This window comes from Novosphingobium aerophilum, assembly GCF_014230305.1.
Lineage (GTDB): Bacteria > Pseudomonadota > Alphaproteobacteria > Sphingomonadales > Sphingomonadaceae > Novosphingobium > Novosphingobium aerophilum.
Window position 1 is genome coordinate 1 of record NZ_JACLAU010000013.1, and the last position, 25201, is coordinate 25201.

Here is a 25201-nt window from a genome sequence, read left to right on the forward strand (position 1 = left end):
CGGGCCCAAGCTCCCCAGCGGGCTGCTACGACCAAGGGGGACGCGGGCTCGCGAACGGGCGGGAGGCTCCGCTAGCGGAGCCTCCCGCAATCGCATCATGCACCACTTTCAAGATACAAGGGGGACCACCGAAGGTGGTGGAGGGGTACTCTCCTTGGGGCACGGCAGCTGGCCAAGGCGGGGTGCCCATCCACCATCCTGCGGATGGTCCCCCTCCCCCGGTGGGGGAGGATCTGAAAACGTCCGTTCCCCACCCGTTTCGGCCCTCCGTCGTTCAGGCGGAGTGGGTCAACCCCGCCGGAACGACAGCCCCGCCTGATCCCCCAACGACAAGCGGCGGGGTTCATGTCCGGTTGTGCCGGTCCATGAACCCCGCCGTCTTGCCTTGCCTGTCCATGGGGGAAGACAGGCACCGACAGGGCGACCCGTCGGGCTCTGCGCCGCTAGGGGCTCAGAACTTGTAGGCGACCTCCGCCCCGACCGTGCGCCGGGCGCCGGGGGAGATGAACGATCCGCCGAACTCGATCGCCGGGATGACTTCGGCCAGGAACTTGCGGTTGAACAGGTTCCGGGCGAAGCCGGTCACCGTGACGTTGCCCATCTCCAGGCTGGCGCGCAGGTCCGCCACGGCGAAGGCGTTGCGGCGCGACAGCGAGTAGTTGGCATTGCCGGTCGACGGCGGGAAGGCCGACAGCGCGGAGATCGGCAGCAGACCCGAGAAGATCGTCGGCCGCACCTGGTTCTGCACCGTGCTGAACCAGGTTGCCCCGGTGATGCGGTAATCGCCGCGCAGCAGGAACTTGCCGACGCCCTCGAAGTTGTGGGTGATCTCGGTGCCGAGGTTGATCGTGTAGTCGGCCGTGTAGGGTGACTTGTTGCCCACGGTGTAGGGGCGCGCGCTGTTCTTCTTGATCTCGCTGTCGGTCAAGTTGGCCGAGCCGAACACGCGCCAGCCGGGGACCAGCCTGGCGTTGACGCTGAGTTCCGCGCCGGTGATGTCGACCCGATCGATGTTCGAGACGACGCGGAGCAGGCCGAAGCTGCCGACGAAGAATTCGAAGAACTGCATGTCGGTCACGCGGGTGTAGTAACCCGCCAGATCGAAGGTCACCCGGTCATCGAACAGGCTGCCCTTGATGCCGACCTCGAACGCGCTCGACTTTTCGCGGCGGTACTGGTCGGTGATGTTGACGCCGGCATTGATGGTGCCGGGGGTCACGCCATTGTTGAAGCTGGCATTGACCACCGCCGACGAGCCCTGGTTGTTGAAACCGCCGGACTTGAAGCCGATGCCCCAGTTGCCGTAGAAATTGAGGCCCTCGGTGGGCTTCCATGACAGGGTGATCTTGGGCTCGAGCAGCGAGAAGGTCTTCTGCGCGGGCTTGAGCGGGCCGAAGGCCTGGCCCGGGTTGATCGGGCCGCCGGTGAACGGATCGGTCGCGATCGGCACCAGCGAGCTGGTCTTGCGGCTTTCCGAGTCATACCGCAGCGCGAAGCCGGCGTTGACCTGGTCGCTGGGCTTCCATTCCACCGAGCCGAACCCGGCGAAGACGTCGGTCTTGAACTTGTCGGCCAGCAGCAGCGAGGTGGGGTTGGCGCTGTTCGGCGCGTTGTAGAGCTGCTTGATCACGCCCTGGCCAAGGTCGGCGCCCAGGCTGACGCCGGTGGTGCGATCGATGTTGAGGTAGTAGCCGCCGATCTGCCAGCTTACCGGGCCGCTGTCGTTCGAGACGAGCCGGATTTCGGCGCTGATGTCCTTCTGCTTGCGCAACTGGTACTGGATGCCGTCGCAGGTCGAGGGGCTGTACGGCCCGAAGGTGGAGCCGTTGGCCGGCGCGAACAGGAATGGCACCGGGATCTGGCCGATGAAGCCCGGCTGGTTGACCGCATAGCCGGTCAGCGCCGCGGTCGAGCTGAAGCACTTGTTGACTGCGGCCTGGCCCGCCGGGTTGCTGGCGCTGATGTAGCGGGCGAAGTCGGCCGAGGTGCCGTCGGCGACCAGGTCCTGGTTGATGTTCGAATAGAGCAGCCAGCCGATCAGCTTGGCCTTGCCGAGATCATGTTCCAGCTTGAGCGAGATGTCGAAGCTGGTCTGGTCGTTGGTCGGCCGGATGTTGCTGTAGAAGTTGAACGGGTGCTTGTTCACGTCCTCGTAGAAGGCCGGGTTGACCGCGCCGAAGTTGGGCAGGGCGAAGGCCGCGTTGAACGGCAGCGAGGCGCCGTGGAATTCCGCATAGCGGGCCTTGAGGTCCAGCTTGGTGTTGGCCCCGACATCGGCCATGATCCGGCCGTCGACCGACCACGAGCGGTGATCGTCCACGACCGCGGCGTTGTTCAGGAACTTGTTGCGGAAGAACCCGTCCGTCCGGTCGTACATGCCCGACAGGACGAAGCCGACGCCTTCGCTCAGCGGCCCGGCGACATTGGCGCGCGCAACCCAGGTGTTGTTGTTGGCATAGGACAGCGCGGCGCCGCCTTCCAGGTGATCGCCCGGCTTGATCGTCTGCACGACGATGGCGCCGGCCGCGGCGTTGCGGCCATAGATGGCGCCCTGCGGACCCTTGAGGATTTCGACCTGGCTGAGCGTTCCCTGGGCCTGGTTGAGCTGCGCGGTGTTGGTCTTGAGGATGCCGTCGACCACCAGCGCGACCGAGCTTTCCGCGTCGCGCGCGCCGTTCATGCCGCGGATGTTGATCTGGGTGTCACCCGCCTCGGCCGTACCGGTGACGATCGTGACGCCGGGGGTCAGCTTGGTGAAGTCCTCGGCCCGGGTCGCGCCGGTGCGGGCCAGGGCAGCGGCGGTCAGCACGGCGACCGATGCCGGCACGTCCTGCAGGCGCTCGCTCTGGCGGCGGGCGGTGACGATGATCTCCCCGCCTTCCTCATTGGCGCCTGCCGCGTCCTGGGCCAGGGCCGGGGCGCCGCCCAGCACGGTGGCCAGCGCAGAGGCGGAGAGGAGCCAGGCGGCCCCCGAACGGCGGGTGTTGCCAAGCGAACTCATGCTCATCACGTCACTCCCTGTTGTCAGCGGCTGCCGCGGATCTCGCCGGCGTTTCCGCACCCCCATGCGCCGCCATACCCTCAAGCGGCATCTTGCAAGTGGGAGGCTATTGTATACAAAGATGCCTCGTCAAGTGATTTGAGGGCCAAATGTCCCGCGCATCCGATCGCGCCTACAACCTGATCCGGGGAATGATCCTGTCGGGCGAGCTTGGCCCGGGCAGTCAGCTCGCCGAAGAGGCCCTGGCGGTGCTGTGCGATGTGTCGCGCACGCCGATCCGGGATGCCCTCCGGCGGCTAGAGGCTGACCTGCTGATCCGTCGCACCGGGACGCAGCGGAGCTTCGTGGCCGATTGGTCGCTGAGCGACATCGAGGACGGTTTCGAGCTGCGCGGCATGCTCGAGGCCCATGCCGCGCGCCGCGCCTGCCAGCGCATGGACGATCGCGCGCTGGCCCGTCTGCGCGGCTGCAATGCCCGAATTCGCGTGGCTATCGAACGATCGGAGCCGGATGTCGGCGGGTTCATGGACGCCAATCGCGAGTTTCATGCGGTGGTGCTGGAGCAGGCCGCTTCGCGGCGCCTCTCCGCCCTGCTGGGGACCTTGGTGGAGCAGCCCGTGGTCCGGCGGACCGCCGAGCATTACGGTTCGGACCAGTTGTGGCAGTCGTGGAGCGAGCACGACGAACTGATCGCTGCCTTCGCCCGGCGGGACAGTGTCTGGGCCGAGGCGGTGATGCAGGGGCACATCCGCCGCGCGTTCCACACCTATGCCGATGCCCATAAGGGCAGGTCGGGGGAGCCGCGCTATCCGGTGCACGATAATTGTATCCAGAACGATGGCCGGAGCGGTACGGGGCCGGCTAACGACGATTCGGGCCGTGGCAATGCCGCGGTGGCACGGGAAAGATGACCATGGCCATTCACGACACCATCCCTGACCGGATCGAGCTCGTCGAGGTGGGCCCGCGCGACGGGCTGCAGAACGAGAAGGTGCTGATCGAGACCGCCGACAAGCTCGCGCTGGTTGGCCGGGCGATCGCCGCGGGGGCGCGGCGCATCGAGGTCACCAGCTTCGTCAACCCGCGGCGGGTGCCCCAGATGGCCGACGCCGACGCGGTCTGTGCCGGTCTGCCCGAGCGCGATGACGTAGCCTACATCGGGCTGGTCCTGAATGCCCGCGGCGCCGAGCGCGCGATTGCCACCGGGCGGATCGATCAGCTCGGCGCGGTCTGCGTCGCGACCGATGCCTTCGCCATCGCCAACCAGGGCCAGACCAGCGATGAATCGGCCGAGGCGGCGATGGAGATCGTCGCCATGGCCAAGGCGGCCGGCCTGTCGGGCCAGGTCACGATCGCGGCGTCGTTCGGCTGCCCGTTTGCGGGGCGCGTGGAAGAGGCGCGGGTGATCGAGCTGGCTGCGCGGCTGGCGGCGGCCGGGCCGGTCGAGATCGCGATCGCCGACACGATCGGCTGCGGCAATCCGGCGCAGGCCGCGCGTCTGGTGGCCGGGGTGCGGCAAGTGGCGCCGGGCCTGCCCGTCCGGGTCCACTTCCACAACACCCGTGGCAGCGGGCTGGCCAATGTCTGGGCGGCGGTGCTGGCCGGTGCCAGCGTGGTCGATGCGTCGATCGGCGGGATCGGCGGCTGCCCCTTCGCCCCCGGGGCGGCGGGCAATGTCGCCAGCGAGGACGTGGTCTACATGCTTGAGCGGGCTGGAGTGGCCACGGGCATCGACCTGCCGGAAATCATCGCCGCCAGCCAGTGGCTGGGCGGCATCATGGGACGGACCCTGCCGGGCATGGCGGCGCGCGCGCCGCTGTTCCCGCAGGCAATCGAGGGAGCTTGAACGGGATGGGTTATCGTCTGGGTGTCGACGTCGGCGGCACGTTTACCGACCTCCTGCTGTTCGACACGGCAAGCGGGGCCTTCTGGCGGCACAAGACGCCCTCGACGCCGCACGATTCGTCGGAGGGCATTCTCAACGGCGTGACCGCGATCTGCGCGAATGCCGGGGTCCAGCCCGCGGACATCGACTTTTTCCTGCACGGCACCACCGTGGCCACCAATGCCGTGCTGGAAGGCAAGGGCGCGCGGGTCGGCCTGGTGACCACCGAGGGCTATCGCCACGTGATGCAGATCGCGCGATCCTTCGTGCCCGGCGGCCTGGCCGGCTGGATCATCTGGCCCAAGCCGACCCCGCTCGCCGCGCTGGAAGACACCGTCACGATCAAGGGACGGATGACCGCCGAGGGCACCGAACTGCGCCCGATCGACGATGCCGACATCCGGACCGCGCTGGGCTGCCTGAAGGGCCAGGGGGTCGAGGCGGTGACCGTGTCGCTGATCAACGCCTATGCCAACGGTGCGCATGAGAAGCGCGTGGGCGAACTGGCGGCCGAGATCCTCCCGGGCGTGCCGGTTTCGCTCAGCCATGAGGTCCTGCCCGAGATGCAGGAGTACGAACGGACGCTGACCACGGTGGCCAACGCTGCCGTGCGGCCGGTGGTGGGCAAGTACGTCTCCAACCTGCGCAGCCGCCTGGCCGAGGCGGGCATGGCGGGCAACCTCTCGCTGCTGCGCTCGGACGGCGGCCTGATGTCGGCCCACAAGGCCGAGGAGCAGCCGGTCAACATCCTGATGTCCGGCCCGGCCGGCGGGGTCACCGGCGCGCTGTGGGTGGCGCGCAATGCCGGGCTGAAGAACATCCTGACGCTCGACGTGGGCGGCACCAGCACCGACGTGGCGCTGATCGAGAACCTCGAGCCGCGCCGCCAGCGTGAGACCGAGGTGGGCCACCTGAAGGTCCGCGCTTCGGCGCTCGACGTGAAGACCGTCGGCGCGGGCGGCGGCTCGATCGCCTACGTGCCCGAACTGACCAAGGCCCTGCGCGTCGGCCCCCAGTCGGCCGGCGCGGTGCCGGGGCCGGTCGCTTACGGCAAGGGCGGCACCCTGCCGACCGTGACCGACGCCAACGTGGTGCTGGGCTACCTGCCCGAGAACCTGCTCGGCGGCACCTTCCAGCTCGACCGCGAGGGCGCGAAGCAGGCGGTGCAGACCATCGCCGACGCGCTGGGCATCGATCTGATGGCCGCCGCGCGCGGGATCATCGATATCGTCAATGAGAACATGTTCGGCGCGCTGCGCATGATCTCGGTCCAGCAGGGCTACGATCCGCGCCACTTCGCGCTGATGGGCTTCGGCGGGGCGGGGCCGCTTCACGTCAATGCCGTGGCTCGGCTGATGGGCTCGTGGCCGGCGGTCTCGCCGGTCTCGCCGGGCGTGCTCTGCGCCCTGGGCGACGCCACCACGCGGATGCGCACCGAGACCGCTCGCTCGTTCTCGCGCCTGGCCAGCAGCGCCACGGCGGAGGAGCTGATCGGCATTCTGGACGAGATGGCGGCCCAGACCCGCGCCGACCTGATGGCCGATGGCGTGCCCGAGGCCGAGATCACCAGCGAGTTCGAAATCGACGTGCGCTATGCCGGTCAGGCCTTCGAGGTGCCGCTCACGATCACCGCGGATGTGCTCCGGGCCGATGGCATTGCCGGAATCCTCGCCCGCTTCGACGAGGAGCACCACCGGCTGTTCACCTTCAACATGGACACCCCGCACGAGATCGTGAACCTGCGCGCCGTCGCCATGGGCCGCCCACTCGACCTGCCGGCGGCGGAGCTGCCCAAGGGCGACGGCAACCCGATCGCCGCCAAGATGCGCGATCACACGCTGTGGATGGACGGGCGAGAGCAGGCGGCGGTGATCTATGACCGCGCCAAACTGCGGCAGGGCGATGTCATCCCGGGGCCGGCGATCGTGTGCGAGATGGATTCGACCACGCTGATCGAAAGCGGCTGCGTCGCCACGGTCGACGCGGTCGGCAACATTCTCATCAACCTGGCCTGAGGGGGAGACACGACCATGCCCGCCACCATTGTCGAGACCAATCCGACCCCTTTCGCCCGCATCGCGATCGATCCGGTGACGCTGGACATCATTGAGAACGCGCTGCGCAATGCCCGCATCGAGATGGATGCGACGCTGGTTCGCACCGCCATGTCGCCCGGCATCCGCGAACAGGGTGACGCCTTTCCGCTGATCGCCGACCACACCGGCAAGATGATCGTCGGCCAGTTCGGCAGCTTCATCGACGGCTTCCTCAAGGGCTACACCGGCACGCTGGAGGACGGGGACATGATCTTCCTGTCCGATCCCTATTCGTGCGAGGGCGCGGTCAGCCACGCCAACGACTGGCTGGTGCTCTATCCGGTGTTCAAGGACGGCCGGCTGCTCGCCTACACGGCGATGTTCGGCCACATGAGCGACATCGGCGGCAGCGTGGTCGGATCGATGCCGATCAAGGCGCGCTCGATCTTCGAGGAAGGGGTGCGCATCCCGCCGGTGAAAATCTGGAAGAAGGGCGAATACAATGAGGAGGTGATCCGCGTGATCATGCACCAGGTGCGCAAGCCCGACTGGTGCCAGGCCGATCTCAACGCGATCATCGCCTCGTGCCGGGTGGCCGCGCGGCGCGTGATCGAAATGGCCGACCGCTTCGGCGACGACGTCTACGTCTCGGCGACGCAGGAACTGCTCGCCCGCAACCACCGCGCGATGCAGGCCCTGATCGGCATGGCGATCGCCGAGGAGCCGGTGAGCTTCGAGGACTATATCTGCGACGATGGCGTGGGGCAGGGCCCCTACCGGATCAAGTGCACGATGTGGCGCGAGGGCGAGAAGGTCGTGCTCGATTTCGCAGGGACCGATCCCCAGAGCAGCGCCTCGATCAACTTCTACCTGAACGAGAACATGTTCAAGATGTTCTTCGGCATCTACATGATCATGGTCTTCGATCCGCAGATCCTGTTCAACGACGGGTTCTACGATCTGATCGACGTGCGCATCCCGGAAGGATCGCTGCTGAAGCCGAAGTTCCCGGCCGCACTGTCGGGCCGGACCCATGCGCTGGGGCGGATCTTCGACATTCTCGGCGGCTTGCTCGGGCAGAAGACGCCGGAGTTCCTCAACGCCGCCGGGTTCTCGTCATCGCCGCACCTGTTCTATTCGGGCAACGACACCCGCCTGGGCAAGAATGGCGAATGGTTCCAGTTGTTCCAGATCGGCTTCGGCGGCATCCCGGGCCGGCCGATGGGCGACGGTCCCGACGGCCATTCGCTGTGGCCGGGGTTCACCAACGTCCCCAACGAGTTCCTCGAGCGCTATTTCCCGATGGTGATCGAACGCTACGAGTGCGAGCCCGACAGCGGCGGCGCCGGCCTGCATCGCGGCGGCAATGGCATCCGCATGACGTACCGTTTCCTGGCGGACGGCACGATCTCGATCCACGACGATCGCTGGTTCGTGCCGCCCTGGGGGGTCAACGGCGGCGAGCCCGGCAAGCGCGCTCGCAAGATCATCGAAAAGCCGGACGGCAGCCAGACGATCGTCGGCAACAAGGTTGAGGAGCTGACGGTCGAGGCCGGCGATCAGCTCCACTTCATCACCTGGGGTGGGGGCGGCTGGGGCGACCCGTTCGACCGCGATCCGGCGCTGGTCGGGAAGGAAATCATCCAGGGCCTCGTCACGCCGGAGGGCGCGCGCGAGTACGGGGTGGTCGCCGATGCCGGGGGCAAGGTGGATGAGGCGGCGACTGCAGCCTTGCGTGCCGATCTGCGCGCCCGGCGGGCACCGCTCGAAACGTTCAATTTCGGTCCGGGCATCGATGCCCTGCGCGCCAATTGCCTGGCCGAAACCGGTTTGCCTGCGCCGGTCCAGCCGGTCTGGCCCTTGGCCGTAGCGGCCGAATAGGGAGTTCGGGACATGAGCGGGGCGCTGCGCGGTTTGCGCGTGATTGAAATGGGCCAGCTTCTGGCGGGACCATTCTGCGGGCAACTGCTCGGCGACATGGGCGCCGATGTCATCAAGGTCGAACCGCCGGGGGCGGGCGACCCGATGCGCGACTGGGGCCAGGGGTCCGAGAAGGTGCAGTGGGAAGTGATCGCCCGCAACAAGCGGTCGGTCTCGGCCAACCTGCGCGTCCCGGAAGGGCAGGCGCTGGTGAGGCGCCTGATCGCCACGGCGGACGTGGTAATCGAGAACTTCAAGCCCGGCACCATGGAGAAGTGGGGCCTGGGTCCCGACCGGCTGCTGGCCGAGCAACCTTCCCTGATCATCGCGCGGATGTCGGGCTATGGCCAGACCGGCCCCTATTCCGACCGGGCGGGCTTCGGCGGCATCGGCGAGGCGATGGGCGGCTGGCGCTATATCGTTGGCGAGCCCGACCGGCCGCCGAGCCGGATGGGCGTGTCGATCGGCGATACGCTGACGGCCACTTACGGCTGCATGGGGATCCTGGCCGCCTTGCATCACCGCACGGCCACCGGCGAAGGCCAGGTGATCGACGCGGCGCTTTACGAAAGCGTTCTCCAGGTGATGGAGGGGTTGGTCCCCGAGTACGACCGCATGGGCCTGATCCGCGAGCGGTCCGGTTCGATCCTGACCGGCATCGCGCCGTCCAACGTCTATACGTGCAAGGACGGCGAATACATGATCGGCGCCAACAAGGATTCGCTGTGGAAGCGGCTCGCGACCGCCATGGGGCTGCCCGAACTGGGTGACGATCCACGCTATGCCACGCACCTGGCGCGCGGCGAGAACCAGCTCGAGCTTGACGAGCTGATCAACGCCTGGACCCGCACGCTGACCGTGGACGAGGTCGACGCGCTGATGATCGCCCACTCGATCCCGGCCGGCCGCGTCTATCGGGCCCCGGAGATGATCGCCGATCCGCATTTCCAGGCGCGCGAGGCCATCATCGAGGTGGAAACCGAACGCTATGGGCCGCTGAAGATGCAGGGTGCGTTCCCCAAGTTCTCGGCCACCCCGGGCGGCGTGCGGCGTCCCGCGCCATCGCAGGTGGGGCAGCACAATGCCGAGATTTATGGCGAGCTGCTGGGCATCGGCGGTGACGAGCTGGCCGCCATGGCCGCTGCCGGCGTGGTGTGACGGGGCCGGCCGGGATGGACGATCTCACGCGGAACTACGCCGGGGCCTTCGATGGTCACCTTCCGTTCGGACGGAGCCCGGCGCTGCTCGTGATCGATCTGGTGCTGGCTTACACCCAGCCCGGATCGCCGCTTTATGCCGGGCCGGGCGTGGCCGATGTGGTGGCCTGCAACGAGCGACTGGTGGCGGCGGCGCGCGCGGCGGGCGTCCCGGTGATCTTCACCAATGTCGAATATGCTCCCGGTGGGGCGGACGGCGGGGTGTTCTTCCGCAAGGTGCCGGCCCTGCGCCTGTTCGAGCGGGGCTCGGCGCTGGGGGCCTTTCCGCCCTCGCTGAGCCCGCAGGCGGACGAGGTGACCATCACCAAGCAGTATGCCTCCGCCTTCTTCGGGACCCCGTTGGCCGCGATGCTGACCGCGCGGGGGATCGATACCCTGCTGATCACCGGCGTTTCGACCAGCGGCTGCGTGCGGGCGAGCGCGCTCGATGCCTGCCAGCACGGTTTCCTGCCGTTCGTGGTGCGCGAAGGCTGCGGCGACCGTCACCCGGCCCCGCACGAGGCCAACCTGTTCGACCTTCAGGCCAAGTACGCCGAGGTGATCGGCGAGGCCGAGGCGCTGGCGCACATCGGCGCGCCGCCTGGCACATCAGGGGCATGACCGATCAGGCGAGCGCGGGCTCTCCCGCGCGGGCGGTTTCGCCGCGCCCCAGTGCCCAGGCCGCTACGGCGGCGCCGCCCATCGTCGCGGCGGCGAAGGCGAAGGTCCAGATCGGCTCGGTCGGGAAGAACATCCGCATCATCGTGCCCATCACGGTCGCCACCAGGAGCTGCGGGACGACGATGAAGACGTTGAACAGCCCCATGAACACGCCCAGCTTGGCCTGCGGCAGCGAACTGGCGAGGATCGCGTAGGGCAGGGCCAGGATCGAGGCCCAGGCGACCCCGATGCCCACTTCGCAGGCCATCAGCCACACCGGATCGCGCACAACCAGGAAGCCGGTGAAGCCGGCCGCGCCGCACAGCAGCCCGGCGCCATGGGCGCGGGCCTTGCCGAGCCGCGCAGCCAGCATCGGCACCACGGTCAGCGCGGCCACGGCCGAGACCCCGCTGTAGACGGCGAACAGCACGTCCACCCAATTGGCCGCCTTCTGGTAAAGGGGACTGTCGGCTCCCTCGGCGCCGAAGGCATATTGCGCGACCACCGGGGTGGTGTTGATCCACATGATGAACATGGCCGACCAGCTGAGGAACTGGACCAGTGCCAGGCGCTTCATCACTGCGGGCATGCCGGTGAAATCGCCGACGATGCTGCCCAGCATGCCGGCCGCCCGACCGGATTTCGCCCGGGCAATGGCCACGGCGGTCAGCACCCCGTAGATCGCCAGCAGGGCGGCGAGGAGATACACCTCCTTTTCCAGCGCCGCCGCCCAGGTCAGTCCGCCCAGGGCGAAACCGGCCAGGACCCAGGCCAGCGAGGTGCCGTACCCGCGTCCTGCCAGGTGATCGACCGGCGCATGGGCCGGCGCGCTGTCGACCGGGGCAAAGGCGGCCATCTCCTCCGGTCCATATTCGCGGGTGGTGAACACCGTCCACAGCACCGAGCAGAGCAGGGCGATCCCGCCGAACCAGAAGCTGATCCGGACGGTTTCGGGAATGGTCCCGGCCGCTGCCACATTCGACACGCCGGCATGCTCCAGCAACCATGGGAACAGCGAACCGATGACCGAGCCGGCCCCGATCAGGCCGGTCTGCACGGCATAGCCCGCCGTGTGCTGACGGGCCGGCAGCATGTCTCCGACGAAGGCGCGGAAGGGTTCCATCGACACGTTGAGGCTGGCGTCGAGCATCCACAGCAGCATGGCCGCCATCAGCAGTCCGCCGCTTTCCGGCATCAGCAGCAGCGACAGCGCGGCCAGCACCGCCCCGGCCAGGAAGTAGGGGCGGCGGCGCCCGAGGCGACCCAGCCAGGTCCGGTCCGACATGTGGCCGATGATCGGCTGGACCAGCAGCCCGGTCAGCGGGGCGGCCACCCACAGCGCCGGCAGATCGTCGAGGCTGGAGCCGAGCGACTGGAAGATCCGGCTCATGTTGGCGTTCTGCAGGGCGAAGCCGATCTGGATGCCGAAGAACCCGAAACTGATGTTGCACAGGCCGCGCAGGCTCTGGGTGGGCTTGTCCATGGGGTTCTCTCCGCTCGGTCGGGCGCCGGGCGCCTCTGTCAGCCGCATCGCTGGCATGTCCGCGCCGCCGCCACAACACGCATACGAATACCTAACCGCCCGGACCCGGGCGCCTTATGCTGCGGTGCGTCATTCGATCGTGCTGCCCCGCACAACGAGCCGGGCCGGGATCATCGCGGGGGGCGGATCGCGCCCCTCGATCCGGGCGACCGCCGTATCGACCAGCAGCGTGCCGGCGGCCTGCATGTCCTGGACCAGGGTGGTGAGCGGAGGGTTGGTATGCCGGGCTGCCAGGATATCGTCGAACCCGACGACGGCGACGTCACCGGGGATCGACAGACCCGCCTCGCCAAGCGCGCGCATCGCCCCGATGGCGATCAAATCGCTCGCGGCGAACAGGGCATCGAAGGGCAGGCCCGCCTCGAGCAGCGACCGCGCGGCGCGATAGCCGGATTCCTCGAAGCTCACCGCATTGCGGGTCAGGCGCGGATCATGGGTGATTCCAGCCTTCTCAAGAGCTTGTAAAAGTCCGCGATAACGATTTGCGAATTCAGGATAATGTTCGTCTGGTTGACCGATGAAGGCAATGTTGCGGCGGCCCTGGGCCAGCAGGTGCTCCCCGGCCAGGCGCCCGCCGCCGGCATTGTCCGATCCCACCGTGCCGCCGATCCCGTCGTCCTGCACGGCCCCCCAGCGCACGAAATGCGTGCCCTGCGACACCAACTGGTCCAGCCGGCTCTCGTAGAGGGTGTAATCGCCATAGCCGAGCAGGATCAGCCCATCGGCGCGGTGGCTGTCCTGGTAGCGCACGTGCCAATCGTCCTCCATCCGCTGGAACGAGATCAGCAGGTCATAGCCCCGGGTGGCGCACTGCGCGGTGATCGAGGCGAGCATGGCCAGATAGAAGGGGTTGATCTTGGCATCGTCCGGCGTCTGCTCGTCGAAGAACAGCAGCGCGATCGTGTTGGACCGCTGCGAGCGGAGCGACGAGGCGTTCTTGTCGACCGAGTAGTGCAATTCGCGCGCGATCGCCTCGATCCGCTGCCGCGTGGCCAGGCTGACCGACTTCGATCCACGCAACGCGCGGCTGACGGTGGGCTGCGAAACCCCCGCCAGATAGGCGATATCGAAACTTGTCGGCTTGGTGGACCGGTTACGCCCCATGCCTTCCTGCTCCCCGCGGATTTCAGCGCCTTACGACACGGAAATGCATTGCACTGCAACATCGGCTTTGTCCCTCTGCGGGGACTTCATGCATGAACTCGGTATACGTATGCCTTCTTCCGCAGCCAAGCCCACGGTGATTATTCGCGAGGGACAGGCGGCACGTTCCACGAAGGAGCGGCTGCTTCGCATCACCTAGCGCCACCCCGCCCGGGGACAATGGCGCGGATCAGGGGGAGGTTAAACGTGGCACTTCGTACCAGGTATTCAGGCGGATTCGGCGTTTCGGCGATCGCGCTCGCGGCGGCTGCCTTCATGCTGCCGATGGCGGCCCAGGCGCAGACGGCTCCGGCCAAGGAAGGCGCCGGCGAGGGCGCTGGCGAGGCTGCGGCCGAAGAAGGCATCGTCGTCACCGGCATCCGCGCGGCGATCACCAGCTCGGCCGCACAGAAGCGCCTGAACACCTCGATCGTCGAAGTGATCAGCGCGGAAGACCTGGGCAAGCTGCCCGACATGTCGATCGCGGAATCGCTGTCGCGCCTGCCGGGCTTCACCACCCAGCGTCTGGACGGCCGCGCCAACGTGGCCTCGATCCGTGGTCTCGGTCCCGACTTCACCACGACGCTGCTCAACGGCCGCGAACAGGTCAGCATCAACAACAACCGCGGGGTCGAGCTGGACCAGTATCCGGCCGAACTCCTGAATGGTGCGACCGTCTACAAGACCCCCGATGCCATGCTGATCGGACAGGCACTCGGCGGCACCGTCGACATGAAGACGATCCGTCCGCTGGCCTACGGCAGGACCTCGACCGTCATCACCGCGCGCGGCGAAATCAACAGCCTGAAGCAGCTCAATCCGGACATTTCGCGCAAGGGTTACCGCGTCAACGTGTTCCATGTCGGCCAGAACGCCGACAAGACCATCGGCTGGGCCATTGGCTATGCCCGCATGCAGTCGCCGATCCAGGAACAGCGCTGGAACGCCTGGGGCTATCCCGATCTCAACGCGACCACGAAGGTCATCGGCGGCGCCAAGCCCTACGTGAAGTCGAACGAGCTGAAGCGTGACGGTCTGATGGGCGTGCTCGAGTTCGAGCCGAACGACCGGTTCCACACCACGTTCGACGGCTACTGGTCGAAGTTCAACGACAAGCAGCGCCTGCGCGGTATCGAGTTGCCGCTGCAGTGGTCGGGCGCCCAGTTGCAGCCGGGCTTTACCACCCAGAACGGGCTGGTGACGGCGGGTCGCTACAACGGCGTGGAAGCCGTGATGCGCAACGACGTGGTGAACCGCGACGCCGAAATCTTCGCCGTCGGCAACAACACCCGGTTCAAGGCGACCGACACCCTGACCTTCGAAGTCGATCTGAGCTACTCGAAGGTGACCCGGACCGAACAGAACCTGGAAATCTACCTCGGCACGGGTCGTGGCGGCGGCGTGGGTGCGACCGACAGCCTGGGCTTCACCATGCCCGCTTCGGGCGGCGTGATCACCTTCGCGCCGACGCTCAACTATGCCGACCCGGCACTGTTCACGATCACCGACCCGCAGGGCTGGAACAGCTGCGGCGGGACCGTGCCCAACTGCCAGGACGGCTTCATCAACCGTCCGCGAGTCACCGACCGTCTGAAGGCCATCCGGCTGCAGGCGATCAAGTCGCTGGGCGGGTTCTTCGACACGGTCACCGTTGGCGCGAACTACTCCGATCGCCGCAAGCAGTTGATCGACGAAGGTTTCGTCCTGACCAACAAGAACTATCCGGCCAGCCCGGCGGTTCCGTCGAGCTACCTGTTCGCGCCGGTCTCGCTTGGCTTCATCGGCATCCCGGGCATGGTCTCGTTCGACTCGTGGCGGTACTACAATGACGGCAACTACAAGCTGACCAGCGAAGCGCTGTGGACGCCGAGCCGTCTGACCAACAGCTATGTGGTCCGCGAAAAGGTGCTGACCGGCTACATCCAGGGCAACATCCTGAGCGGCGGGCTGAAGGGCAATGTCGGTCTGCAGATCGTCCATACCAACCAGTCTGCGGACGGCTATCGCGCCTACAACCCGGGTAGCGGCACCATCTCCAATGCGATCTCGGACGGGGACAAGTACACCAACGTCCTGCCCAGCCTGAACCTGAGCTACGAAATCGCGCCCGAGACCATGGTGCGCTTCGCTGCGGCCCGCGTGCTGGCCCGCGCCCGCATGGACCGGCTCAATCCGGGGGTGAGTGCCAGCTTCAATCTGGCCAACAACGTCCCGGGGGCCAACATCAACCGGTCGCCGTGGTCGGGGACCGTGGGCAATGCCAAGCTCCGCCCGCTGCTGGCCAATTCGGTCGACCTCGCGCTCGAGCGGTACTTCGGCAAGGGCGGCTACGTCAGCGCCGGTGCGTTCTACAAGCAGTTGGACGGCTGGGTGTACCGTCAGGACAACCTGTTCGACTTCACCGGTACGCCGACTCCGGGCAACGTGACGCCGACCTTCAACCAGGGTATCGTCTCGCAGTGGCTCAACGGCACCCGCAAGGGCAAGATGTTCGGGTTCGAAGTGTCCGGCTCGCTGCCGTTCGCGACCTTCTCCGAAGCGCTTGACGGGTTCGGCGTGCTGGCCAGCGCCTCCTACAGCGAGAGCGAGGTTCGCGAGGGCAACAGCCCGCCGATCTCGATCCCCGGTCTGTCGTCGTGGGTGATCAACGGGACCGCCTACTACGAAAAGAACGGCTTCCAGGTGCGTGCCTCGGCTCGCTACCGTTCGAAGTTCCTGGCCGAGGTCTCGGGTCTCAGCCTGGCGCGTGAACTGCAGATGGCCGCCGGCGAAACGATCGTCGACGCGCAGATCGGCTACACGTTCCAGAGCGGCAGCCTGGAAGGGCTTGGCATCCTGCTGCAGGGGACCAACCTGACCAACGCTCCGTTCAAGACCTTCCTCAACAACGACGAGCGCCAGGTCCGCGACTTCCAGCGTTATGGTCGCAACCTGATGCTTGGCGTGACCTACAAGTTCTGACTTAACTGCCGGGCCCGGTTTCGACCGGGCCCGGTTCAGAACTTCGGACCAGGGCCGATCACAACGGCCGGTCCTGTCTTGGGAGAGTCACAAGTGGACGATCGGCGCATCCGCGATGTCGTGGTGGTCGGTGGCGGGACCGCGGGCTGGATGGCCGCGGCGGCGCTGTCGTCGACGATGGGCGACCAGCTCCGCATCCGGCTGGTCGAAAGCGAGGAGATCGGCACGGTCGGCGTCGGCGAGGCGACCATTCCGGCGATCCGCCTGTTCAACGGCCTCTGCGGGATCGACGAGGACGCCTTCGTCAAGGCCACCCAGGGCAGCTTCAAGCTGGGCATCGAGTTCCAGAACTGGGGCCGGGTGGGCGACAGCTACATGCACGCCTTCGGCCAGATCGGGCAGAGCCTCGATATGATCGAGTTCTGGCAGTACTGGCTGCGCGGTCGCCAGGAGGGCGTCGCCGCTCCGCTGGGGCACTATTCCTTCAACGAGACGGTGGGCCGGGCGGGGCGCTTTGCCCGCGTCGGCCGCATTCCCAACACCGAACTGGACGGCATCAGCTATGCCTTCCACTTCGATGCCTCGCTTTACGCCGCGTTCCTGCGCGGGTTGGCCGAGCGCAATGGCGTGGTGCGGACGGAAGGACGCATTCGCGAGGTACGGCTCGATCCGCAGAGCGGACATGTCGCGGCGGTCGAGCTGGAAAGCGGCGAGAGCCTGGCCGGCGAGCTGTTCATCGATTGCTCGGGCTTTCGCGGCTTGCTGATCGAACAGGCGCTGGAGACCGGCTACGTCGACTGGACTCACTGGCTGCCCTGCGACCGCGCGATCGCGGTGCCGACGGCCAATGTCGGGACGCTGCGCCCCTACACCCAGTCGATCGCTCACGCCGCCGGCTGGCAATGGCGCATCCCGCTGCAGCACCGCACCGGCAACGGACACGTGTTCTGCAGCGCCTTCATGGACGAGGACGAGGCCCGCCGCGTGCTGCTCGACACGGTCGAGGGCGAGCCGCTGGCGGACCCGCGCACGATCCGCTTCCGCACCGGCATGCGGCGCAAGGCATGGAACCGCAACGTGATCGCCCTTGGCCTGTCCTCGGGCTTCCTGGAGCCGCTGGAGTCCACCTCGATCCACCTGGTCCAGAACGGCATTGCCCGGTTGCTGTCGCATTTCCCCGACCGGAATTTCGCCCCGGCCAACGTCGAGGCCTACAACCGCCGGATCGCCTACGATTATGAGCGGATCCGCGACTTCATCATCCTCCACTACCACGCCAACCAGCGCGACGAGCCGTTCTGGCGGCAGGTGCGCGAGATGGCCGTGCCGGACAGCCTGCAGGACAAGATCGACCTGTTCCGCGCCACGGGACGCGTGTTCCGCGAGCAGGAGGAGCTGTTCACCGAAGTGGGCTGGTTCCAGGTCCTGACCGGGCAGAACATCGTCCCCGAGACGTACCACCCGCTCGCCGACGTCCTCACGCGCGACGAGCTGGCGGGGTTCCTCAGGGATATCAAGACCATCGTGTCCGCCCCCGTGAGCCGGCTGCCGACTCACGAGGAGTTCATCGCGCATCAGTGCGCGGCCGTGCTGGGCCGCGCCGCCTAGGGTTGCGCGGCCTGCCGCAGCGGTCGCGTTCGTGTTTCAGGGAAACGGTTCAATGCTACGCCTGCTTCTCTCCGCTGCTGCCGTGCTGGCCGTGTCTGCGTCCCTGGCCGCACCCGGCGCGGCGCAACCCGTCCCCGCAGCCACCGATTTCCGCGCCCGCCCGGCCCGGGACGAGGTGATCTACTTCGTCCTGCCGGACCGGTTCGAGAATGGCGACAAGACCAACGATCGCGGCGGCCTGAAGGGATCGCGGCTGCAGACCGGGTTCGATCCGGCGAACAAGGGGTTCTACCACGGGGGAGACCTGAAGGGCCTTGCGGCGCGGCTGGACTACATCCAGGGACTGGGCGCGACGGCGCTGTGGGTCGGGCCGATCTTCAGGAACAAGCCGGTGCAGGGGCCTCCGGGTCAGGAATCGGCCGGCTATCACGGCTACTGGATCACCGATTTCACGCAGGTCGATCCGCATTTCGGAACCAATGCAGAGTTCCGCAGCCTGGTTGATGCGGCCCATGCCCGGGGCATGAAGGTCTACATGGACATCGTGGTGAACCACACCGCCGATGTCATCCACTATGCCGAGGTTCCGTCCGGCAGTGCGCCCTATCGCGGCCGCGCCGACTTCCCGTTCTCGCGCAAGGGCGGCCCGACCGGTCCGGCGATCAATCCCGGTTTCGGGGGCGATGCCGATCCGGCGCCCGCGAACTGGGACAAGCTGCGCGATCCGTCGTTCGCCTATACGCCCGTGGTCGATCCCGCCGAGGCGAAGGTGAAGGTTCCCGCCTGGCTGAACGATCCGAAATTCTACCACAACCGGGGGGACAGCAACTGGCAGGGTGAAAGCGCGCAGTACGGGGACTTTTCCGGGCTGGATGACCTGGCCACCGAGGACCCGCGGGTGGTTGCCGGATTCATCGACATTTTCGGCAAGTGGATCGACGATTTCGGGGTCGATGGTTTCCGGATCGACACCGCCAAGCACGTCAATCCCGAGTTCTGGCGCGCGTTCGTGCCCGCCATGCTGAAGCGTGCCGCCGATCGTGGCATCCCCAACTTCCACATCTTCGGCGAAGTTGCAACCAGCGGTTATGATCCCGCGCTCCTGGCCGGGTGGACGCGCAATGCCGGGCTTCCCGCCGTGCTCGACTTCGGCTTCCAGCATGCCGTGGCCGCAGCCCTGGCGGGGCAGGGCAATGGCGAGCTTGCGCGCCTGTTCGATGACGATGTGCTTTACGCGGGCGGCCCCGACGCGGTGTTGCAACTGCCCACCTTCGTCAGCAATCACGATGCGGGCCGTCTGCCGATGATGATCCGGCAGGCCATGCCCAAGATCGACACCGCCGAGCTGCTGGCCCGGCAGCGGCTGGGCCATGCCATGCTGCTGACGCTGCGCGGCGTCCCGGTGATCTACTATGGCGACGAGCAAGGCATGATCGGCGGCGGGGGCGACCAGCTCTCGCGGCAGGACATGTTCCCTTCGCAGGTCGCGCTCTACAATGCCGAACCGCTGCTGGGCACCGCGGCCACGACGGCCGCCAGCAACTTCGATCCGGCCCATCCGCTCTACCGGGAATGGGCCGCCCTGGCCGCGCTGCGGCGGGGCACTCCGGCCCTGACCGCGGGCCGTACGGTGGTGCGGGCGGGGACCGACAAGCCGGGCCTGTTCGCGGTTTCTCGGTTCGATCCACAGACCGGCCGCGAAGTGGTGCTGGCCTTCAACACCTCGACTCAGCCGATCACCGCGGCGGTGCAGGTGGAGGTGGCCAGCCGGAGCTTCGTGAGCCTTGCCGGCGCCTGCCCTGCCGAGGCCGCGGCGCCTGGGACCCTGACCCTGACCCTGCCGCCGCTGGGCTACGCGATCTGCGGGCCCCGCGGCGAATGATCCTGTCCGAGCAAAGCTGCGTCCCGAAGCCATGAACGAACTTTCGCCCGTCACCGCCGCACCGGTTCCGCAGGACGCCCAGCCCTGGTGGCGGGGTGCGGCGATCTACCAGATCTATCCGCGGTCCTTCCGCGATTCCAATGGTGATGGCATCGGCGATCTGCCGGGGATCACGGCCGGCCTCGATCATGTGGCCCGGCTGGGGGTCGATGCGATCTGGATTTCCCCGTTCTTCACGTCGCCGATGCGGGATTTCGGCTACGATGTCGCGGATTACTGCGATGTCGATCCGATCTTCGGCCGGCTCGCCGACTTCGATGCGCTGGTGACCCGCGCGCACGAATTGGGCCTCAGGATCATCATCGATCAGGTCTATTCGCACACGTCCGACCAGCATCCCTGGTTCACCGAGAGCCGATCGAGCCGCGACAACCCCCGCGCCGACTGGTACGTCTGGGCCGATGCCAAGCCCGACGGCTCGCCGCCCAGCAACTGGCAGTCGGTGTTCGGCGGTCCTGCCTGGACCTGGGACGCCCGGCGCGGCCAGTACTACCTGCACAACTTCCTGGCGCAGCAGCCGCAGATCAATGGCCACAACCCCGAGGTGCAACAGGCCATGCTGGACGTGGCGCAGTTCTGGCTGGACCGCGGGGTGGATGGCTTCCGGATCGATGCCCTGAACTTCGCGATGCATGACCCGGCCCTGCGCGACAATCCCCCGGCGCCGGCCAACGGCAGGGTGCGGACCCGGCCCTTCGATTTCCAGCAGCGGCTCTACAACCAGTCGCACCCGGACATCGTCCTGTTCATCGAGCGGCTGCGTGCGCTGCATGATCGGTATCCCGGGACATTCTCCGTGGCCGAGGTGGGCGGAGACGACGCCGAGCGCGAGATGAAGCTGTTCACCGCCGGGAATGGCCGGCTCAACAGCGCGTACGGCTTCAATTTCCTTTACGCGGAGCGGCTGACCCCGGCGCTGGTCGCCGACGCGCTGGAAGCCTGGCCCGAGGATGGCACCACCGGCTGGCCGAGCTGGGCCTTCGAGAACCACGATGCGCCGCGCGCGATCTCGCGCTGGTGCGAGCCGGGGCAACACGACGCCTTCGGACGGCTCAAGACCCTGCTCCTCGCATCCTTGCGCGGCAACATCATCCTCTATCAGGGTGAGGAACTGGGCCTGGTGCAGGACGATATCCCGTTTGAACTGCTGCAGGATCCCGAAGCCATCGCCAACTGGCCGCTGACCCTGTCGCGCGACGGGGTGCGGACGCCCCTGCCGTGGCAGGCCCAGGACGAGCATGGCGGCTTCACCACAGCCTCGCCCTGGCTTCCGCTCAGCGCGCAGAACCTGGCCCGGGCGATCGATCGCCAGGAGGCCGATCCCGCCTCGCTGCTGGCCTTCACCCGACAGGCCCTGGCCCTGCGCCGTGCCCATCCCGCGTTGCGGTGCGGCGATTGCCAGGTCTTGCGCGCTGACGAGGATCGCCTGGTGCTGCGCCGTCGTAGCGGCCAGCAATCGATCGTGGCGATCTTCAACCTGGCGGCAACCGAGGTCGCCTGGCCTGCCGAGGTCACCCTCGCCGGCCCGGTCCTCGCGGCCGCGAACGGGGCCACACCTGGCCACCTGCCGGCTTTCGGCGCCTTGCTGCTTGAGGAGACCGCTTCGTGACGTTTCGCCTTCCGCTCTGGCTTCATGCGGTCCTGGCCGTGGTCTGCCTGGCCCTGCAACCCGGTGCGGCCACAGCCCAGTCCGCCGCCCCGTCCGTCGCCAAGGCCATGGCCACTTCGCCCGACGGCAGCCTGGTTCTGACCGTCACCACCGATCAGGATGCGCGGGCGGTGTGGTCGCTGACGCGCAAGGGCAAGCCGCTGATCGCGCCTTCGGGGCTGGGCTTCATCGTTACCGACGGGTTCAACCTGGTGCGCGGCTGGGCGCTGGTCGGGGCCGAGACGGCAAGTGCCGACCAGACCTGGGAACAGCCCTGGGGCGAGCGCCGCTTCGTGCGCGATCATCACAACGAACTGCTGGTGCGCTTCCGCCAGAATGCGCAGCAGGGCGGGCGCCTGATGAACGTGCGGTTCCGCCTGTTCGATAACGGCATCGGGTTCCGTTACGAATTGCCCGAGCAGCCCGCCTTGAAGACGATCCACATCGCCGACGAGCTGAGCGAATTCGCGATCGTCCCCAAGGGAACCGCCTGGTGGGTCACCGGGCTGGAGTGGAACCGCGAGGAACAGGTCTATCAGCGCACCCCGATCGACGGCGTAGCGACCACGCAGACGCCCCTGACGATGAAGCTGGAGGATGGCACGCACTTGGCTTTCCATGAGGCGGCCCTGGTCGATTACGCGGCCATGTACCTCAAGCGGATCGAAGGGCAGGTGTTCCGCAGCACGCTGGCGCCATCGTCCCAGGGGCCGCGCGTGACGCGGGACCTGCCGTTCGCCACGCCCTGGCGCACCGTGCGGATCGGCGGCGATGCGGCCGGGATCGTCGAGAACGATCTGGAGCTCAACCTCAACGAGCCCAACAAGGTGGGCGACGTCAGCTGGTTCAAGCCGATGAAGTACATCGGCATCTGGTGGGGCATGATCCGGGGTGACTGGACCTGGGCCGAGGGGCCGCAGCATGGCGCCACGACCGAACGGGCCAAGACCTACATCGATTTCGCCGCCAAGAACGGGTTCGGCGGGCTGCTGATCGAAGGCTGGAACAAGGGGTGGAATGGTGACTGGGCGGGCCATGGCGCCGACTTCAGCTTCACCGAGCCCACGGCGGACTTCGATCTGAAGGCGGTCACCGACTATGCCCGCAAGAAGGGGGTGGTGCTGATCGGCCACCATGAGACCGGCGGCGACATCGCCAATTACGAAAAGCAGTTGGAAGCGGCCATGGCGCTGTACCAGGAGCGCGGGGTGCCCGCGGTCAAGACCGGCTATGTCGCGTGGATCGGCGGGATCACCGCACCGAACGACGGGCCGAACGTCCGTCAGCCCGGCGCCACCACCATGGAGTATCACGAAGGCCAGCGCATGGTTCAGCACCACCTGAAGGTGGTCGAAACCGCCGCGCGGCATCATCTGGCGGTCAATCCGCACGAGCCGGTGAAGGACACGGGCCTGCGCCGCACCTGGCCCAACTGGGTCGCCCGCGAGGGTGCCCGGGGGATGGAGTACAACGCCTGGGGCCAGTTCTCGAACGGTCCCGAGCACGAACCGACGCTGGTCTACACCCGGCTGCTGTCGGGCCCCATGGACTTCACCCCCGGCATCCTTAGCCTGGAAGGGCACGATCACGTCGCGCTGGCCTCGACCCTGGCCAAGCAGCTCGGCCTGTATCTGGCGATCTATTCGCCGATCCAGATGGCGGCTGATCTGATCGAGAACCTTGCCGCCCACCCGCGCGAACTGGCCTTCATCCGCCAGGTTCCCGCCGACTGGGCCGAAAGCCACCTGATTGCGGGCGAGGTGGGCGAATACGCGATCTTCGCGCGCAAGGATCGCAACAGCGCGGAATGGTACGTCGGCGGGGTCAACGATGCGACCGGACGGACGCTCGATCTGGCGTTCGATTTCCTCGAGCCCGGCAAGACTTACACCGCCACGATCTACAAGGACGGGGAAGGGGCCACTTACCTGACCGAGGCCCGCCACCGGATTGCTTATGAAACGCGCACGTTCCGCAAGGGGGATCGCTACTCCGCGGTGCTGGCGCCCGGTGGCGGACTGGCGATCCGGCTGGCCCCGGGACGCTGAGCCGCGGCCCGGCTAGCCTGACCAGACGCAGGCCCGGTCTCCCCCCAGGACCCGGGACGCGACGAAGCCCGTCGATGCGACATCCGCAACGACGGGCTTCGTTTTGTTGCGCCTTCGGCAGAGGGCCCACCGATGCGACATCCGCAACGACGGGCCTCGTTTTTCTTCGGCCTCCAGCTTGAGGGCCGGGGAGGCCGTTACTCGCGCAGGGCCTCGTCCTTGATCCGGATCATCGGGCCGAGGATGTAGTTGAGGATGGTCTGGTCGCCCGAACGGATAGCCACTTCGCCGGTCATGCCCGGAACCACCGGCTTGCCGGGGCCGAAGTTGGTGGTCGCCGCCTTCAAGCGGACGCGGTAGTAGAGACCGCCGCGAGGATCCTGGATGGCATCGGGCGAGATTTCAACCACTTTGGCATCAAGTGCGCCATAGATAGTTGAATCATAAGCTGAAATCTTGACCTTGGCCGGGAGGCCGGGCCAGATGTCGCCGCGATCCTTGGGGGCGATGCGGGCCTCGATCGTGACGGTGTTGGCCAGCGGCACGATCTCCGCCACCGGCTCGCCGCCGCGGATCACGCCCCCCAGCGTCTGGACGTTGAGGCGGTTGATGATGCCATCGACCGGCGCGCGGATTTCCTCGCGCGTCACGCGGTCGGCCACGGCCGTGTACTGTTCGTCGGCCTTGGCCAGATCCAGCCGGATCTGGGCAGCCTGGGCCTTGGCCTGCTCCATCATGCGGGTCCAGATCTCGCCCCGCCGCGCCGCGGATTCGCTGACGCCGGCGGAGGATTGCGGGATCTGGTTCTCGACATCGGCAATGCGCGTGCGCAGCGACAGCAGCGAGGCGCGCTTGTCCAGCACTTCGCGCTCGGAGATGGCTTCCTCGGCATAGGCGCGCTCAAGCTTGTTGAGCTGGTCGACCGCGAGCCGTTCCTCGCTGCGCAGGTTGTTCAGCCGTGCGCGCAGCAGGCTGACCTCGGCCACGCGGGCGCGGGCCTGTTCATCGATGATGCCGGTCTGCTGGTTACGCTGGGCGCGCCGCGAATTGAACAGCGCCACCTCGCTCGCCGCGATGTCGGGGGCCTGGCGGGCCAGGTCCTCGGGCGGGGAGAAGGTCGGCGCGCCGCCAATCTCGGCATCGAGCCGGGCCAGCATGATCCGCTTGGCGACCACGTCGGTCCGCGCGTTCTCCATCGCCGCGCCGGTATAGGCGTTGGTGATCCGCATCAGGACCTGGCCCTTGAAGACGCGCTGGCCTTCCTGGACCAGGATCTCCTTCACGATCCCGCCTTCCAGGTGCTGCACCATCTGGTTCTGGGTCGACGGCAGGATGCGTCCCGCGCCGCGGGTCACCTTGTCGACCGTGAAGGTCGCGGCCCACAGCAGGAACACCGCGAACACCACCGCGAGCATCCGCGTGAGGTGGGCATGGTTGTCCAGCGCCGGGCGGCCGCTCCATGGCGTGATCGCCCCGATCGGGCTGCTCTTGAGCGGAATGGCGCCCGCAAAGGCTGCGCTGGCCTCACCCGGCTGAAGATCCTCCAGCAGGCTGGCACCGCCGAACTTGCGGATGATGGAATCACGTAGGCGCGGAAAATCCATGTCTGA

At 67.2% G+C, this 25201-nt stretch carries 15 protein-coding genes; 11 read left to right on the forward strand and 4 right to left on the reverse strand.

All coding sequences use genetic code 11. The annotated features are described in order from the left end of the window. Window positions 1-451: 451 nt before the first annotated feature. Window positions 452-3007 (reverse strand): TonB-dependent receptor, encoded by a 2556-nt coding sequence (locus tag H7F49_RS09815; RefSeq protein WP_235982069.1) that lies wholly within the window; start codon window positions 3005-3007, stop codon window positions 452-454. Window positions 3008-3150: 143 nt separating this feature from the next. Between H7F49_RS09815 and H7F49_RS09820 the strand changes: the two genes are divergently transcribed. The 6 genes from H7F49_RS09820 to H7F49_RS09845 are packed head-to-tail and all read left to right on the forward strand — an operon-like array spanning window position 3151 to window position 10659. Next, complete coding sequence (locus H7F49_RS09820; protein ID WP_185683421.1) at window positions 3151-3912, forward strand: GntR family transcriptional regulator; 762 nt, start codon at window positions 3151-3153, stop codon at window positions 3910-3912. A 2-nt stretch (window positions 3913-3914) separates the two neighbouring features. Next, window positions 3915-4847, forward strand: a complete 933-nt coding sequence (locus H7F49_RS09825; protein ID WP_185683422.1) for a hydroxymethylglutaryl-CoA lyase — start codon at window positions 3915-3917, stop codon at window positions 4845-4847. Between the two features lie 5 nt (window positions 4848-4852). Beyond that, complete coding sequence (locus tag H7F49_RS09830; RefSeq protein ID WP_185683423.1) at window positions 4853-6901, forward strand: hydantoinase/oxoprolinase family protein; 2049 nt, start codon at window positions 4853-4855, stop codon at window positions 6899-6901. A gap of 15 nt (window positions 6902-6916) precedes the next feature. Then, window positions 6917-8803 (forward strand): hydantoinase B/oxoprolinase family protein, encoded by a 1887-nt coding sequence (locus H7F49_RS09835; protein WP_185683424.1) that lies wholly within the window; start codon window positions 6917-6919, stop codon window positions 8801-8803. Between the two features lie 12 nt (window positions 8804-8815). Then, window positions 8816-10000 (forward strand): CaiB/BaiF CoA transferase family protein, encoded by a 1185-nt coding sequence (locus tag H7F49_RS09840; protein ID WP_185683425.1) that lies wholly within the window; start codon window positions 8816-8818, stop codon window positions 9998-10000. A 14-nt stretch (window positions 10001-10014) separates the two neighbouring features. After that, the gene (locus H7F49_RS09845) at window positions 10015-10659 is read left to right on the forward strand and encodes an N-carbamoylsarcosine amidohydrolase (protein WP_185683426.1); all 645 of its coding nucleotides are present in this window, start codon (window positions 10015-10017) and stop codon (window positions 10657-10659) included. A 4-nt stretch (window positions 10660-10663) separates the two neighbouring features. Here H7F49_RS09845 and H7F49_RS09850 read toward each other — a convergent pair whose 3' ends face one another. After that, window positions 10664-12181 (reverse strand): MFS transporter, encoded by a 1518-nt coding sequence (locus H7F49_RS09850; RefSeq protein ID WP_185683427.1) that lies wholly within the window; start codon window positions 12179-12181, stop codon window positions 10664-10666. Between the two features lie 129 nt (window positions 12182-12310). Further along, window positions 12311-13345, reverse strand: a complete 1035-nt coding sequence (locus H7F49_RS09855) for a LacI family DNA-binding transcriptional regulator (protein ID WP_185683428.1) — start codon at window positions 13343-13345, stop codon at window positions 12311-12313. Between the two features lie 246 nt (window positions 13346-13591). Here H7F49_RS09855 and H7F49_RS09860 point away from each other — a divergent pair, with 246 nt between their 5' ends. The 5 genes from H7F49_RS09860 (at window position 13592) to H7F49_RS09880 (ending at window position 23591) form a co-directional block, all read left to right on the forward strand. Further along, window positions 13592-16345 (forward strand): TonB-dependent receptor, encoded by a 2754-nt coding sequence (locus tag H7F49_RS09860; protein WP_185683429.1) that lies wholly within the window; start codon window positions 13592-13594, stop codon window positions 16343-16345. A 93-nt stretch (window positions 16346-16438) separates the two neighbouring features. After that, complete coding sequence (locus tag H7F49_RS09865) at window positions 16439-17953, forward strand: tryptophan halogenase family protein (protein ID WP_185683430.1); 1515 nt, start codon at window positions 16439-16441, stop codon at window positions 17951-17953. Window positions 17954-18005: 52 nt separating this feature from the next. Then, window positions 18006-19835: an alpha-amylase family glycosyl hydrolase gene (locus tag H7F49_RS09870; RefSeq protein WP_185683431.1), complete on the forward strand. Its 1830-nt coding sequence runs from the start codon at window positions 18006-18008 to the stop codon at window positions 19833-19835. Window positions 19836-19866: 31 nt separating this feature from the next. Next, the gene (locus H7F49_RS09875) at window positions 19867-21504 is read left to right on the forward strand and encodes an alpha-amylase family glycosyl hydrolase (protein ID WP_185683432.1); all 1638 of its coding nucleotides are present in this window, start codon (window positions 19867-19869) and stop codon (window positions 21502-21504) included. Window positions 21505-21611: 107 nt separating this feature from the next. Then, on the forward strand, window positions 21612-23591 hold the full coding sequence (locus H7F49_RS09880; RefSeq protein WP_185683461.1) for a glycoside hydrolase family 97 protein: 1980 nt from the start codon (window positions 21612-21614) through the stop codon (window positions 23589-23591). Window positions 23592-23788: 197 nt separating this feature from the next. On the opposite strand, the gene H7F49_RS09885 is transcribed toward H7F49_RS09880, so the two are convergent. Continuing rightward, on the reverse strand, window positions 23789-25195 hold the full coding sequence (locus H7F49_RS09885; protein WP_185683433.1) for an HlyD family type I secretion periplasmic adaptor subunit: 1407 nt from the start codon (window positions 25193-25195) through the stop codon (window positions 23789-23791). Window positions 25196-25201 lie beyond the last annotated feature (6 nt).